Source organism: Bacteroidia bacterium (assembly GCA_033391075.1).
Taxonomy (GTDB): domain Bacteria; phylum Bacteroidota; class Bacteroidia; order J057; family J057; genus JAWPMV01.
Genome location: JAWPMV010000001.1, coordinates 4,741,704 through 4,757,483 on the forward strand (window position 1 = coordinate 4,741,704; position 15,780 = coordinate 4,757,483).

General features: G+C 41.2%; 14 protein-coding genes. 6 read left to right on the top strand and 8 right to left on the bottom strand.

Annotated features, from left to right (window positions below; all coding sequences use genetic code 11):
- Positions 1-1,086 carry a mannose-1-phosphate guanylyltransferase gene (locus R8P61_18840; GenBank protein MDW3649133.1) on the bottom strand — a complete coding sequence of 362 codons (1,086 nt, stop codon included), beginning with the start codon at positions 1,084-1,086 and terminating at the stop codon, positions 1-3.
- A gap of 589 nt (positions 1,087-1,675) precedes the next feature.
- On the opposite strand from R8P61_18840, the gene xseB reads away from it, so the two are divergent.
- The 3 genes from xseB (at position 1,676) to R8P61_18855 (ending at position 3,106) form a co-directional block, all read left to right on the top strand.
- Positions 1,676-1,897, top strand: coding sequence for an exodeoxyribonuclease VII small subunit (gene xseB, locus R8P61_18845; GenBank protein MDW3649134.1), 222 nt, complete (start codon positions 1,676-1,678; stop codon positions 1,895-1,897).
- Between the two features lie 59 nt (positions 1,898-1,956).
- Positions 1,957-2,340: a DUF3127 domain-containing protein gene (locus tag R8P61_18850; GenBank protein ID MDW3649135.1), complete on the top strand. Its 384-nt coding sequence runs from the start codon at positions 1,957-1,959 to the stop codon at positions 2,338-2,340.
- Between the two features lie 346 nt (positions 2,341-2,686).
- Positions 2,687-3,106 carry a response regulator gene (locus R8P61_18855; GenBank protein MDW3649136.1) on the top strand — a complete coding sequence of 140 codons (420 nt, stop codon included), beginning with the start codon at positions 2,687-2,689 and terminating at the stop codon, positions 3,104-3,106.
- A gap of 677 nt (positions 3,107-3,783) precedes the next feature.
- Here the strand turns inward: R8P61_18855 and R8P61_18860 are convergent.
- Complete coding sequence (locus tag R8P61_18860) at positions 3,784-5,238, bottom strand: hypothetical protein (protein ID MDW3649137.1); 1,455 nt, start codon at positions 5,236-5,238, stop codon at positions 3,784-3,786.
- A 641-nt stretch (positions 5,239-5,879) separates the two neighbouring features.
- Between R8P61_18860 and ispG the strand changes: the two genes are divergently transcribed.
- The gene (gene ispG / locus R8P61_18865) at positions 5,880-7,880 is read left to right on the top strand and encodes a (E)-4-hydroxy-3-methylbut-2-enyl-diphosphate synthase (protein MDW3649138.1); all 2,001 of its coding nucleotides are present in this window, start codon (positions 5,880-5,882) and stop codon (positions 7,878-7,880) included.
- A gap of 9 nt (positions 7,881-7,889) precedes the next feature.
- Here ispG and R8P61_18870 read toward each other — a convergent pair whose 3' ends face one another.
- The 6 genes from R8P61_18870 to R8P61_18895 all read right to left on the bottom strand — a co-directional run bounded on the left by R8P61_18870 (position 7,890) and on the right by R8P61_18895 (position 12,507).
- Positions 7,890-8,672 carry a hypothetical protein gene (locus R8P61_18870; GenBank protein MDW3649139.1) on the bottom strand — a complete coding sequence of 261 codons (783 nt, stop codon included), beginning with the start codon at positions 8,670-8,672 and terminating at the stop codon, positions 7,890-7,892.
- A gap of 84 nt (positions 8,673-8,756) precedes the next feature.
- Positions 8,757-9,641: a helix-turn-helix transcriptional regulator gene (locus R8P61_18875; GenBank protein ID MDW3649140.1), complete on the bottom strand. Its 885-nt coding sequence runs from the start codon at positions 9,639-9,641 to the stop codon at positions 8,757-8,759.
- Between the two features lie 55 nt (positions 9,642-9,696).
- Positions 9,697-10,548 carry an alpha/beta fold hydrolase gene (locus R8P61_18880; GenBank protein ID MDW3649141.1) on the bottom strand — a complete coding sequence of 284 codons (852 nt, stop codon included), beginning with the start codon at positions 10,546-10,548 and terminating at the stop codon, positions 9,697-9,699.
- A gap of 95 nt (positions 10,549-10,643) precedes the next feature.
- A complete protein-coding gene (locus tag R8P61_18885; protein MDW3649142.1) occupies positions 10,644-11,204 on the bottom strand; it encodes a Crp/Fnr family transcriptional regulator in 561 nt (186 codons plus the stop codon).
- Positions 11,205-11,311: 107 nt separating this feature from the next.
- On the bottom strand, positions 11,312-12,211 hold the full coding sequence (locus R8P61_18890) for a class I SAM-dependent methyltransferase (protein ID MDW3649143.1): 900 nt from the start codon (positions 12,209-12,211) through the stop codon (positions 11,312-11,314).
- 41 nt (positions 12,212-12,252) lie between these two features.
- Positions 12,253-12,507, bottom strand: coding sequence for an acyl carrier protein (locus R8P61_18895; GenBank protein MDW3649144.1), 255 nt, complete (start codon positions 12,505-12,507; stop codon positions 12,253-12,255).
- 170 nt (positions 12,508-12,677) lie between these two features.
- Between R8P61_18895 and R8P61_18900 the strand changes: the two genes are divergently transcribed.
- The gene (locus tag R8P61_18900) at positions 12,678-14,399 is read left to right on the top strand and encodes an HAD-IIIC family phosphatase (protein ID MDW3649145.1); all 1,722 of its coding nucleotides are present in this window, start codon (positions 12,678-12,680) and stop codon (positions 14,397-14,399) included.
- A gap of 208 nt (positions 14,400-14,607) precedes the next feature.
- Positions 14,608-15,774: a DUF1972 domain-containing protein gene (locus tag R8P61_18905; GenBank protein MDW3649146.1), complete on the top strand. Its 1,167-nt coding sequence runs from the start codon at positions 14,608-14,610 to the stop codon at positions 15,772-15,774.
- Positions 15,775-15,780 lie beyond the last annotated feature (6 nt).

Sequence of the window (15,780 nt, forward strand, 5' to 3'; positions counted from 1 at the left end):
CTATACATACTTCCCATCTTTATCCCCTTTGAGATCGCCTACTATTTGTTTGATGAATTGTTCTTCCTCTTTCTTACAAATCAGTAAAGCATCCTCTGTATCAACGATGATATAGCCCTCCAATCCTTTTACTACAACGAGTTTATCGGGATGGGTGGTCTTGATCATATTGTTCAATGAGTCATAGACGATAGCTTCGCCCTGTACTGCATTGTTATGGTAGTCTTTTTCTGTATTATCATGAACAGAGCCCCAGGTACCCAGATCACTCCATCCAAAGTCCGTAGGGACTGTATACACATTTTCTGCTTTCTCCATGATGCCGTAGTCAATAGAGATATTTTTACAAACGGCATAGGTTTCGTTTACAGCTTCCTGCTCCTTTTCCGTATAATAAGAAGGTTCGAGCTCTGTAAACTGATCAGCCATATCCGGAAGAAATTTCTGGAAAGCCTGGGTGATCGTTTTAGCGGAAAATAGAAAGATTCCTCCATTCCAAACAAAGTCACCACTTTCCAAAAAGGACTTGGCAACTTCCAGATTCGGCTTTTCGGTAAAAGTTTTCACTTTATGGTAGCCCTTGTTTTCTGAATCTTCAAGGTACTGGATATATCCATATCCCGTATCCGGGCGCGTCGGTGTAATGCCAAGGGTCATGATGATTTCCTCATCAGCACATGCATTCAATCCGAGCTCTATATTTTGTTGAAAAACGTCTTCTTTAGCAATCAGATGATCCGAAGGAGCTACTACAAAAACAGCATCAGGATTCTGACTATTAATTTTAAAACAGGCATAGGCAACACAAGGTGCCGTATTCCTTCCCACAGGTTCCAGCAAAATCTGGTCATCAGTCATAGAAGGCAACTGGGCTTTTACCAGATCGTAATACCTTTCATTCGTAACTACATAGATATTTTCTTCGGGGACGAAGGCTGCAAATCGTGCAAATGTTTCTTGAATCAGTGTTTTACCTCTTCCGAGAATGTCGTGAAATTGTTTAGGAAAGCTAGAGCGACTCATGGGCCAAAATCTCGATCCGATCCCGCCGGCCATGATGATGATATAGTGGTTTTTGTTATGCATAAATCTCCTTTGTGATGAGAACAAAGTTAAGGTTTTACAATCGGCTTAATAATTTTATGTACGGTGATATACCAGAATGTTATGAAAAACGCAATTTTGTTTAACACCCGGTTTGTAATGGGTAGGAGTTCGAAAGTATAAAAGTTTCAGGAATCTGTAACGAAATGATTTCGAACCGTTGAAATTTATTCACAAACCGCTATTTTCTTGCTTTTGGGGGTAGATTATTTGGGATTCTTGTTTTTGACTTTGTTTTTCCTTCTTGCTTTAAATTAAAATTGATTTCCCTTTTTGTGTTTCTTCTTCTTTTCTTTACGTGAATCCGATTGCCGTAGACGCTGATTGCTATCAGCGGCAATTAATCCCGAATCTACCCTGCCCCTACCCAGGCGCGAAGGCCTGGCAGCGCCAATCGGGAAATGGGGCGGAGAGTGCGGCTGGTTCTTGGCGCTGCGATTTTTGCTCCACCTTTTCTAAAAAGGTGGAAAGAAACCCCAAAAATCAATCATAAATATTTACAGGAAGGTATAGGAACGAAAAGTTTGAGAAGCAATCGGCAATTCCGATATTTGTACTTGAAAACCAAACTATGGATCAGGAAAAATTTTCATTGGAAGATAAACTGGAATCTCTGCGAATTCTGGTAGAAAAAATGCAAAAAGGCGTTTCAGATTTCGATCAGCAGGTCACTCTCTTCAAAGAGGGAAACAAATTGATCAAGGAGTGCCGCGACTACCTGAATGGAGCCGAATTGGAAATTCAGCAATTGATCAAGGGGGAACTTAAGCCCTTTGATTCTTCTGAAGAATAATTCATTGAAATTTGAATTTTCTGAACTAGATTTGCACATCTAATCTTTAAGCCACCCACATGACTATACAAGGTAAACTTCATGTAAAAAATGATACCAAGCAGGTATCCGAACGTTTCAGAAAGCGTGAATTTGTAATCGAGTACGCGGACAATCCCATGTACCCTCAGTACGTTTTATTTCAATTGGTACAGGATAAATGTGATTTGATCGAGCCCTATCAGGTAGGTAGCATGATTACTGTGGAATTTGATCTAAGAGGAAGAGAGTGGACAAGTCCTCAGGGAGAGACAAAATATTTCAATAGCCTGGATGCATGGAGAGTGAATCCTGTGCAAGCTGCTCAGCCAGCTGCCGGTGCTCCAGCTGACACTCCTCCTCCTCCCGTACCGGATGCACTGGACGTAACGCAAATGGAAGACGATGACGACCTCCCTTTTTAGGCCATTCTGTCATTCTGAGACATATTTTGGCTAAAACCCTCTTCTTGCGAAAGCCAAAAATCTACATTTTTTCGAAAAAATTTACAGGCTTAGATTCCAGCATAAAAATGAACTATGCTGGAATCTCCTTTTTGGTACTGTCCCTATTTCAGGTATTGTGGAATGATTCACCCAAATAGGGACATTTTGGCACCTAAATTGGTTTTAGTAGGAATACAAACGAAAAAGTTAAGTATTTCAAACTGATTACTATAATGGCAAATTTCTTACATGGGCTGCTCTGGAGAGGAGCTTAGAATTGCCTCAGAAAGTTTGATGTTTAGCCTGAATTTCCAAACTTTACCCTGTGAGTAACCCAAATTCTATGGACAATATGGCCACCTATAAAAGCGTAATGTTGATCGATGATAATGAGATTGATAATATTATCAATGAAAAGATCATCGAAGCCAACAGTTTCGCTGACAACATCCTTGTATTCCAGACCGGTCAGGAAGCGTTAGACTTTCTAAACACGAATCAGAACGATGAAGATGTCCTTCCTGAGATCGTCTTTCTAGACATCAACATGCCTATCATGGACGGGTTCCAATTTCTCGAAGATTTCGAAAAGTTCTCTGAGACAGTGTTGGAAAAGTGTAAGATCATCATGCTTTCTTCCTCTATTAGTCCTAAGGATATTGACCGTGCTGCAAGTAGCAAGTACGTTAAGAAATATCTGAATAAGCCGCTGAACGCTCGTTATCTCGAGGCGATTACGGTTTAGTTATAACACACATACAGGAATTTCCTGGGGAACATGCTTCATTTAGGTGAGGCATGTTTTTTTGTACCCCTTTTCGCCTAAGACCTCCCTAAACCCTTCCACACAAGCCCCGTTTCCCTTTTTGCTCAGAATAAGGGATACAAGCCACATACGGCAATTTGAATGAAGCTGGAATGCACGGAGGGGTCAAACAACACAAAGCAAAGACTCGCTCCCTAGCGTTCTATTCTAAGCAAGCCTAACAGCCCATTCGATTCTTGACCCCTTTTCGCCAAAAGTCCCCTTAAACCCTTCCATACAAGCCCCGTTTCCCTTTTTGCGCAGAATACAGGAAACAAGCCACATACGACAATTTGAATGAACTTGGAGTCGCGTCCCTCCAATTTTTCAACGAAAAAGGGGAGATTTGCTAGCGCGGAGGGGTTCAAAACACCCAGCGAACCTTCGCATCCTCCTATTTCCTCCCTAAGCTCGCCTTTCAGTCCACTCGATCACTAACCCCTTTTCTCCGACCGTCCCCTTAAAATGGGACATGGTGAGGGAGTGAAAACAAATTATCCATTGGTCTGCAGCGCCTTCCCTTCCTCGAGGGAAAGGGAGACAGGGGCGAAGGGGTACAAAAAATCCCCCGCAAAAGGCGGAGGATCTTTATCATATACTGTTCGTCTGTTATCTGATTACATAACCAGTGTACTGGTCTCCTCACGTAAAAAAACCGTCTCCAGATCTATGTCTGTCAACATAGCATATCTGCCTACATTCAGTTCTTTCCACTTCTCAATATTGATGCGGAGGTTTTTTGTACGTGTTCTGGGTTTTCCACCTAAGGCAACACTTAAAATCTTGAGTAAAATCTTGGCATGTTCGTAACGAGCCATGGTGCTCTTACGAAGCTGACGCTGCAAACTCAGGATCAACTGGTTGGCCAGATCGAAGTCTTCCATACATACATAGGTAAGTGCCAGGAAGAATTTCACCTCGAGGTCCACATGAACGAGTTTTCTCAGATTCACTTCATTTCTCATATTATAGAGGATTCTTGAAGCTTTTCTGTAGTCCTTGGCTATGAAATAAGAGTTAGCCATGAACATGTGATAGTTCACAAAGAAAGAGATGCGATAAGGCTCAATTTCGATTTTGGAAATATAGTTCTCTACATCCTTGATCAATTGATCAATGGTATTGTTGCGCTGGTGGTAACGCAGCTTACGCGATAGGAAGAGAGAAGTATTGGCGTTGAAGTGATAACGAGTCATCAACTCCTCGATTTTGAAATCCAAAGTTTCGAAGAAGATTTTGGACTTGTCGCGAATCTGATTGTTATCATAATAAACGTAACGCAGGAAGTTGAACAGGATGTTGATGTTCAAATAGAAGGCATCATCCTTGTATTCGCCCAAAATTTCGAAAGATTTTTCGAACATGGACTCCAGATCTTCTACTTCGCAGCGAATCGTTTCTGGAATTTCAATGAATAATTTCGCGAAGATGTGTACAATACACTTAAAGATGTACAGCCTGTGTGATTCGTACAGATTGGTCAGGTTGTCTATCTTCTCCATCGTACGAATCATGTCAACATGATCCTTGTCTTTGCGACTGAGGTGGAAGGAATCAAAGGATCGGAAAAAGGATACAACGAGATCAACCGCCTTATCCATGGCTACAGCATAAGCTACCTGCTGATTGTAACGACTCTTATAATAAGTGTGGTTTTCATCAAAGGCATGAAGATTCTGTAGTTCCTTATATACGATCATCAAACCGTAAGGAAAGTCAAATTTCAGCAATTCTTTTTCCAACTTTCTCAAAGCTGCAACTGAAATTTCACGAGGATTATTAAAAACCAGGTCATTTACATTCAAAACCCTCCGCATTACATGCAGATTAGGATCTCCCACTCTATTCAGGAGAAAGGTCTCAATTTTCTGGTTTAAACGAGATTTAAGAACATAGAAAGCAGAGGGGGAAATGTCGAATTCGTCTAAGAACTGTTTGTCAGGTGTCTCAGGGTTCTCACGAATGATACTCAGAAAAGCTGCACTCTTTTCTGCCTTATTCGCGGTAAAGTTTCCGTGAATCTCATCGAATTCTTCATCTGTGAGCTGACTGATTATTTTGTATAAATCCATAAGGTTTGAGTTTTTTTAACTCCTGGGTAATTTTTGTAATGAAGGTCGGTAAGCAGAGATTGAGAAAGGAAATTATAGATCTTTTAACAGCTTCTGGCTCAAATTACAAAAATGGTATAAGCAATTTCTATTTTTTACTGCCCCATTTTTAATTTTCACTTCGCTAATTTGATTTTTCGAGTTTGAGTTTTCAGTTTTTTCGCGTGCAATTTCACTTTTTCAAAGCCAAACTTAAGTTTTCTTGCATTTGATTTTCAAAAATATCATAATACCCGCACAATGACCAAACGTTTTCCACAGAATTATAACATACTATTTCCCATGCATTCACCTAAGTAATCCCCTCATACGGGGTAATAAAGCCGATTTACCTCAAATTCTACTCACTTTTGCTCCATCAAAAAGCAAATGATTCCCCTATTGTCTCTTTCACCAGCAAAAATGTGTAATCAGAATTCATTTTCACCACCTTTTCTACCTTCAAAGGAAAATTCCTGAAAACGGGAGAAAAAATCGGCTGTTCTCACAAAAAAATACAGGTCTATATAGAAAATACTATCTAAAAACCATCTTCGCCTTTATTAGTTCTTAGGATAAACGAGGGAGAATCCTGAAATTTATCCCCGTCCAAACTTTAAAATATGCAGAGCAAAAATTCATATTCACACAAACACTTTTCTTACCAAAGAATCCCTTCCTCCGAAGTACAGATAGGCCATGTACCAGTAGGAGGAAATAATCCGATCCGCATTCAATCCATGACCACCACCGATACCATGGATACGATTGGCACCGTTGAGCAAAGCCTGCGCATGGTTGAAGCCGGATGTGAATATGTCCGTATTACTGCCCCCAGCAAAAAAGAAGCCCACAATCTGGCTGAGATAAAAAAGGAACTCCACAAAAGAGGCTGCAAGGTTCCTTTGGTGGCAGATATCCACTTTACCCCAAATGCTGCAGAGATAGCTGCCCGGATTGTGGAGAAAGTACGCGTCAATCCAGGCAATTATGCGGATAAAAAGAAATTTGCCGAAATAGACTATACAGATGCCAGTTACCAAAATGAACTGGATCGCATATATAAGCGTTTCTCTCCCCTGGTCAAGATTTGTAAGGAAGAAGGTACCGCTATGCGAATCGGAACCAATCACGGTTCCCTTTCAGATCGGATCATGAGTCGTTACGGAGATACTGCTTTAGGAATGGTCGAGTCTGCTCTCGAATTTATTCGTATCTGCGAAGACCACAACTATAGAAATCTGGTAGTTTCCATGAAAGCCTCCAATCCACAGGTAATGGTACAGGCATATCGTCTGCTAATGGAGGAAATGCTGAAAAATGGACATGTCTATCCCCTGCACCTCGGAGTTACAGAAGCTGGAGAAGGAGAAGATGGTAGAATAAAGTCTGCCCTCGGCATAGGGACCTTGTTGATGGATGGAATTGGAGATACCGTAAGGGTTTCTCTTACAGAAGAGCCAGAACATGAAATGCCAGTCGCAAATTTCCTTGTGAAACATTTCATAGAGCAAGCCCAGCAATTGCGTACTAAGGATATGGATGAAAGCGGCCTGCTCCTTCCATTCAACCCCTTTGAATTCAAAAGAAGAGAAAGTATTGAAGTTGTCAATCTGGGTGCGAAACAAGTGCCAAGAGTAGTCGCTGATATTCGCCACAATTGTGAAGAAGCTTCTTCCCTTTCCGAGATTGGCTATACCTATGTAGAAGCCCTGGATAAGTACAATTTTTCAGATGTTGCTTCCGATTATGTCTACCTGGGTTCACAAGTAGTCCCTTATGAACTGCCAGGAGGATTAAAACGCATCTACGATTTTGATACCTGGCGCATGTTGGCAGATCGGGATACAAACTTTCCTTTCTTTGAGTCTCCCAAAGCCTGGACAAATAAAACAGAGGCAAGTGAAAGCCTCAATTTTATCCAACTGAAACCGGAGAATTGGAAGGAAGTAGCCCAAAATGCACAAAACTACGAGAACTGCTCCTTTGTATTGGCTTCAGATTCTCCCTTGCCTTCCTATGATTGGCGGCAAATGATCTATGGATTGATGGAAGCAGGTCTGAAGGCTCCCTTTATCCTGAAAATGAGCTTGCCAGCTAGTTTTGATTACTATAGTGATGATGAATTGCCGACCCATGTTCGCATAGATGAAGAAGCTAAAACCCAGCTTGCTTTGAGTAGCAATGGAAGTAGCCTGTTGGTGGATGGACTGGTAGAGGGACTTTGGATGGAGAAAGCAGATAGCTGTCGCATCCGGACAGCTTTTGGCATGCTGCAATTGGCTAGACTACGAATCACCAAAACAGAATATATCTCCTGCCCTTCTTGCGGAAGGACTCTTTTCGATCTGCAAGAAACTACGGCGCGGATCCGGAAACGTACCGAACACCTCAAAGGAGTTAAAATCGGTATTATGGGCTGCATAGTAAATGGACCAGGAGAAATGGCGGATGCCGACTATGGATATGTAGGAGTTGGACCGGGAAAAATCTCTTTATACAGAGGAAAAGAGGTCATTGAAAAAGGAGTCCCCACAGAACATGCCGTTGATAAACTCATCGACCTGATCCGTGAGGACGGCAATTGGGTTGAACCTGCAGGAGAAATTCAATCTGTCTCCTAAGCGGATTTCCTAAAACTTACCGCCATTAACAGGATTGTCGGGTACGGGTTCTACATTGTCCCAGTGCTCGACTACTTTCCCTTTTTCAATTCTGAAAATATCTACTTGAGCGTATTCTTGATCTATTTTATCGTCTTTCCATCTTGCTTTGCATAAAGTGGATACAAAGTTTCCTTTCCCTACTAACAATACAATCTCCTCATATCTGAGCGGAGGATTGGGAGCATTGGCCAAATCATAAAAATGCTGAAAGCCGTCTGCGACATCTTTGTTATGCTGTATATAGGTTTCAGTAGAAATATATTGCCCCAGCTTACTCGGATCACCGCCTGACATTAAGGCATCCTTGATCAGGTTTTCCACCAGTTTTTTATTCTCCTCAGTCTTATCCAGGTCTGTAATTTCTGTAGCTCCATCGATAGAAGTATGACCAGAAGGCGTTTTTGGCACATAAGCAGAAATCACATCCCAGTGCTCGACAATCTTATCATTTTCATCATAATCAAAAAAGTCTGTGGTTATCCATTCAGCTTCTCCCTCATTGATGTTCTGGTAAGCTTGTAGAAAGACTTTATTTCCATCTTCCCATCCACGAATGATCTGGATATCCCTTTTTGGACATCTTTTTACAAAGTCCCCAAAGAATTCGATGAAACCTTCCTGTCCGTCTTTTACCCCAGTACTATGCTGGGTATAACGGTCGCCAGTGTATTTGTAAACGGCTTCTTTATAATTACCATCTCTGATTCCCTCGAGGTACAGATTTTTTGCGTTTTCGAGTTTTTGGCCCATAATTAATTGATTCAAATTTCTTGTAGGAAACAAAAATCTGCAATCTCTGGGAAAATGAATAGGTAAATGTGGGCGAAAAAAAGGTCAATCCTGCCCCTTGAATAAATTCTGCTCTCGAAACATATGCGGGGTAATTGACAGCTGCTTCTTGAAGAACTTTACAAAATTGCTCAATTCATCAAATCCCATTTTATAAGAAATTTCTTTGATTGATAGACTGCTAGCCAACAGATTTCTCCGGGCTTCCAGCATGAGATAGTCATCGATAAATTGCTTGGCTGTCTTATTGGTAAAGCTTTTACAGAGCTTATTGAGGCTTTTGTAGGAAAGGGAAAGTTTAGCTGCATAATCCAGCCCATTTCGAGTTTTATCAAAGTCCTTTTCCACCAGTAAGCGAAAGGAGTTGAACACCTCGTATTGCCCTTGTTTTTGACTTGTCTTTTCTACCTCCAGATTTGCCCTCTCCAGCCTGAGTAAAAAAACAGATAAGAGAGCAGCAAGGATGTGATTTTTGCCAAAATCTGAATCATGCTCTAGTTCTTTGCTTATCTCATCGAGCAGGCTTTGTCCAAAAGTCTGATGTTTGAGCAATGGAGAATTGATATGATAATTGTACAGGCGACTCAGGAGTTTCAAAGTCTGTTCAGAAAAGTAATGGAGGACAAAGTCTTCTGTAAATAACAGCAAATAGCCCGCATAGTCAGGGTTCTCCTGAAAAGCATGTACCTGGCCTTTGGCTATCATTAGCACATCTCCGGATTCTATTTGATACTCCTGAAAATCTACCATATGCTTCCCTTTCCCCTCCATAGGCAGCAATATTATGTTGAAGTCGGGACGATGAGGTTTTTGAGGGTTATGGTTTAAGCTATCCAGGTTCCGGGAAAAAAGCTCCTCCACTTTTACAATTTCAAGCTGAAGATTTTCAGGATTCGGTCGAAAAGATATGCTGGGAATATCTGCCCTCATGCAAGCAAGATATTTAAATCTCAACTAAGATGATGCATATCTGTGGAAGAATGATTCAATCCTGTTTATCCAGTAGATATGGGTCCAGGAAATTAAAAACCGTATCAAAATGCTCCAGAGGTTCTGCATGCCCTCCTTCAAAGATCAGCTTTTTTACTTCGAAAGGGAATTGATGTTCCTCCAGGTGTTTTTGCAATTCCTCCGTCATCAAAGCTGAGGGCCACATTTCATCCTGATCTGCAGCCATCAGCAAAATAGGTCCTCCTATCTTTTCAGCCGGAATTCGACTCTTTTCAAGGGCCTCCTGATCTTCCAACATATAGCTGAAAGCAGTATGCAGATCGCCTTCCAACATAGGTTTGAGGGTCTTGAGTGGAGCAGGCGAAAATGGAATTTCCTCTCCTTCAAAACTCCAGCTCGAAGTATTGGCCCAGGGAGTAAGGGCTGGAAAACTCACATGAGCAGGAACGATAGCCACGACTGCATTTATCTCTGGATATTGGCTGGCCAGATTCAGGACCAGCTCTCCCCCTTTTGATCCACCAATCAGGCCAATCTTAGGTACACTCCTATAGGTTTTGATGCTGTCATAGATAGCATCCAGGGGAATCCGATCCAGATAGGCAGAGGTGTTTTCCATACCAAAGTAGCCGATCGCAAGGAAATCATAGCCTCTTTCCTGAAAATCCATCCTGACTTCTTTCCAGTAATCACTTGCCCAGGCATTTCCTCCTTCTCCTCCTCCAAATCCTACAACCAAAGCCCGGCTTTCTCCAAAAGCGGGGAAAAATTCACAATCAAGCTTTCCGTGATTTTGAGGAATGGGTGGGGTGTAAAGGAATAAAAATGCGATTCCGACACAAAGCAAAAGCAAAACAAACAGAAGCAATTTTTTCAGAAATTTCATGGGCACATAATTAAGGTATTCCCAAAATTATGTTCGCTCGTCCCCATTTCCTTTGACCTAAGTCACAAAATGTACTTGTACGTAAACCTCTCCCCCTATCCCCGCCGTATCCTGCTCAAAGTCTCTCTTGCAATCCCCAGATAAGAAGCAATCATGCCCAGGGGAATTCGATGTTGTATATGGGAATAGTTCTCTGCGAAGTGATCGTACTTTTCTTTGGCAGAACTAAAGCGCAAAGAAACAATTCGGGTAAACATATGCCTGAACATGCTTCCCATATCCAGACGAGAATAACGCTCCATTTCCGGGAAATGCTCAAATAAATACATCAGGTCTTCTACATGCAGACTATATGCTTCAGTATCTTCAATGGCATCTATGTAGTATTCATCTATTTCCTGCATCATAAAGCTCCGTGGCGAATTGATCCATTCTTTTTCACTACAGAAAAACTCACTTACCTCTTTGCCATCTTTCAAAAAATACAAACGCAATATCCCTGAACTAATAAAATAACTCTTTTTACACAGCTGATCTGCATGATGTACAAGACTCCCTTTCTTTAAAGAATGAGTATCCATCCGCTCCTGAAGAGCTGCTCGGAGGTCCTTATTCAGCGGAATGTAAGAGGAAATGGTATCAAAAAGATCTCTCATGGAGGATAGAAATTAGCAGCCTAAGTTATCCAGAAATTTCATTCAAACAGAAAAAGGCAACGACCCATCGCTGCCTTTTTCATCCCTATCATCCTAATCTTAATACACTAGGCCCTGCGCAGGAAGGCCGCATACATCATGGGTAATTTAAAACGCTCTGCCAGCTCCTTCGACATATTATCTGTATACATATGCGTTTCTTCCACTATTTCCAGACCTGCTTCACGAACCAGATCCCGAATTTCCTCCGCATTTCTAAACAGATAGATATGATCAATCATAGGTGCATTGGCAGGAGTTGTCATATAGATCATCCCCGACTCAGTCAAAAGATTCCGAGCTTTCACTAACATAGAAAGCGGATCCTCCAAATGTTCGATAAGTTCTCCCATCGTGATAAGTCCATACTTATCCTCCGGGTTCATATCGAAGATATTTTGTAAATAAAAGTTGATTCCTTCTTCCTGAATGAGGCTTTTGGACATCTCCAGAGAGGTAGGACTGATATCAACTACATCGTATTTCGTTTCTTTTCCAATGATTCTTACAGCCTCTAAGAGGTAAAGCCCATGTCCTGCTCCAACTTCCAGGTACTTCTTGATCGGAAGCTGCTCTCTTTCCAAAAAGCGTGAGAAGAAATGAAAACGTTCATACTGATCCGGCCATAGAAATTGAGCCAGCGTAAGTCCATGCATATGATAATCCATGATCTCTGGCTGGTTGTAGATGGCCTCATTTACGGCTTCAAAAGAAGTATTGGGATACTGCTCATGTTTTACGAAGTCTTTATATAGCTCATTCATATCCTCCCGCATCTTTACATAGCAGGAAGCTACATGATCCATCGGGATTTCCTGATTTTGCCAGAAATCCATAAAGGCATCATAAAAACGATCTGCATGTAAGAAGAATTCTTCGTCGCGCTCTTTCAATTCGCGCTTGAGCTTTTTGGCATGTTTAGCGTCGAGATGTGAAATCTCCTCGACCAATTGTTCGATGACTCTCATGGGTTGATGATGGGAATAAATGATAGAGTGGAAAAAGAGTATTAGCTAAGTTCTGCATTCACTCTTGCCAGAATGGCGTCGCAAATAGAGCCTACATTGGCGAATTCCTGTACTTCCTGTGTTTTAAACTGAAGTTTAAAATGCTTTTCTACAGATACGATTAGCTGTATATGGCTCAATGAATCCCATTCCTCGATATCTTCTGCAACCGTTTCTGGCGAAAGAACGATTTCCTCATTGTCCAAAACATCTACATAAATTTCATTAAGAGCTTGTAATACGGCTTGTTTGTTCATGTTTGAATGATTTTGCATCGAAACAAAGGCAATTTGAAGGATATTAATAATCAAGAAGCAAATAAATATTACAGATGTTTATTTTTTTTGTAATATTTTACAATCAATGTACTTTTTGATTTTAGGCTTTAATGCTAAGCTTGTCACATCAATAGAAAATCGAACATTACATGACAAGTACATTTAGTTTCCAGACCCTCAAAAAGAATTTGAAAAAAGACCATGGGTCTTTACCTCAAATCAAAATTTCTCTACTCGGAGACGCTGCCACCCAACTACTGGGCCAAGCTATCAGGGGCTATGGCTACGAAAGGAAAATAGATATTCAATTACATGAAGGAGACTATGATCAGATAGACCTTCAACTAAATGATCCCGATTCAGATTTTTATCAGCATAATTCCGATTATGTTTTTATTCATAAAACCAGCTATAAACTCAGGGCTAGATTTGGCAAGACCCCACTGGAAAAGAAAGGAGATTTCGCCAAACATTGCATTTTCCAATTCAAACACTACATAGAAAGTATAAATGCAGCTACTTCCTCCCGCATCATCATCTCCAATTTCCCGGAGATCAGGGATAGAGTTTTTGGCAATTATGGCAATAAAGTACAGCAGTCCTGGACCTATCAATTGAGAAAACTCAATTTCGAGCTGATGGAGCTTGCACAGGAATACGACAATGTTTTTATCAATGATGTCGCTTCTCTCCAACACTTAAAAGGACAGGAATTTGCCCATGATTCCAAGACCTATATCAATGCCAGCATGCCGGAGAGTCTGGACTTTGTACCACTCTTAGCCCGAAACATGGTGGATATCGTTTTGAGCATTTATGGGAGATTCAAAAAATGCCTCATCCTTGATCTGGATAATACCAGCTGGGGAGGCATCATTGGAGACGATGGATTGGAAGGCATACAAGTTGGAGATTTAGGTATTGGAAAAGCATTCAATGAACTCCAGCAATGGGCCAAACAACTCAAGGACAGAGGCATCATTCTGGCCATTTGCAGCAAGAATACCGAATCCGTGGCCAAAGAGCCTTTCGAGAAACATCCCGAAATGGTCCTCCGATTGGATGACATTTCTGTTTTTGTAGCTAATTGGGAAAATAAGGCAGACAATATTCGCTTCATTCAGCAGGTCCTCAATATTGGCTTTGATTCCATGGTCTTTCTGGATGATAATCCTTTCGAAAGAAATCTTGTCAGAAGTGAATTACCAGAGGTGACGGTACCAGAACTTCCAGAGGATCCCGCTCATTACCTGTCTTTTGTAGAAGAACTCAATCTTTTTGAAAGCAGTTCCTTCTCAAATGAGGATAGCGGTAGAACCAAAAAATACCAGGAAGAAGCAGATAGAGCCAAACTCAAGCAAAACTTCGGTTCTATAGCTGATTATTTGCAAAGCCTGGAAATGAAAGGAAAGTTTGCTGGCTTTGACAGTTTCCATGTGCCGAGATTGGCCCAGCTGAGTCAAAGATCCAATCAATTCAACCTGCGCACCATCCGATATGACGAACAACAGATCAAGGATATCATCGCCGCTGACAATCGAATGGGATTCTATATAAAATTGGAAGATAAGTTTGGGGAATATGGATTGATCAGTTTTTTGATCCTGGATATACAAGCAGATGCACTCTTTATCGATACCTGGATCATGAGTTGTCGGGTCTTGAAAAGAGATGTAGAAAAGTATGTCCTGAATAAACTGGTCGAAAAAGCAGAAGAATTGGGCAAGTCAAAGATCATCGGCGAGTACTTAGCCACACCGAAAAACGCCCTGGTGAAAGAACACTATAAAGATCTGGGATTCCGGGAAGAAAATGGTCTATGGATACTGGATACCAAATCTTATAAAGCCAGAACACATTTCATCCAATAATTTGGATAGCATATACAAATAAGGTCTAATCCAAAAAAAGAAGCCATGCAAGATGCTGGCTTCTTTTTTTTTATAAATGGATCGAAATAGCCTCCACAACCTATTGAACGAGTATTCAATCTTAATAATCAATGTTTGATTTGTATATTTTATCAATTGGAAAGTACGACAAATTGACAAATATTTGGGAGTTGATTAATAAGATTAAATGAAGAACAAAACACGCGTAGCCGTAATTGGCGTGGTAGGTGTACCCGCCAGATATGGAGGTTTAGAAACTCTTGCTCACAATTTCGTTCTGGAATTGAGGGATAAATATGATATTACGGTATACAACAGCACCCGTAACTATTTACCGGAAGAACGTACGGATAATTGGGAGGGGGCGAAAATTAAATACATTCCAGTAAAGCCGAATGGGGCTCAAAGTGTTCCCTATGATATCCTTTCGATGCTGCATGCCATTACCCGCAATGATGTTTTGCTGGTTTTAGGCGTTTCAGGTTGCATCATCCTACCTTTACTCAAACTCCTCTTTAGAAAGAAGAAAATAGTCGTCAATATCGATGGACTGGAATGGCGTCGCCCGAAATGGGGAAAATTCGCCAAAGCATATCTAAAGCTGGCAGAGAAAATCGCAGTAAAATTTGCCGATCGTATCATCGCAGATAATGCAGGGATTCAGGATTATGTTTCCGCTGTATATAAAAAGGAATCTGATATGATTGCTTATGGGGGAGATCATGCAAAAACAGCTCAAATCCAGCCAGAAGATCTCGCCAAATATCCATTCCTCAATGGAAAATATGGAGTAAAAGCCTGCCGGATTGAACCGGAAAACAATATCGAAATGATCCTGGATGCTTTTTCCCGCAACAATTCCATTTCAGTAGTCATACTTGGAAACTGGGAGGATAGCGCTTTTGGACAAAATATGCGAAAGAAGTATGGCCATCATGATCACATTTATCTGCTGGATTTTATCAGAGATGCCCGAGTATTGGATATGCTTCGTAGCAATGCTTATGTCTATCTACATGGCCATAGTGCAGGAGGCACCAATCCAAGTCTGGTAGAAGCCATGAATCTGGGCTTATGTGTAGTTGCTTTTGGAGGAACGGTATTCAATGTGAATACAACAGAAAAGCAAGCCCTCTATTTTGAGAATGCAGAACAATTGCTGGAGCACCTGGAAAATCTGACACCTGAATTGCGTGCAGAGACCGGGGAAAAGATGAAAGAGTTGGCCCAGGTCATGTACACCTGGAAAGCCATTTCAAGAGCTTACTCTAATACCCTGGAAAAAGCCCTGGGCAACCCGATTGCCTTCCAGGATGAACTCAATCAAGAAAAAGTTTTGACTTCGATTTCCTAATAAATC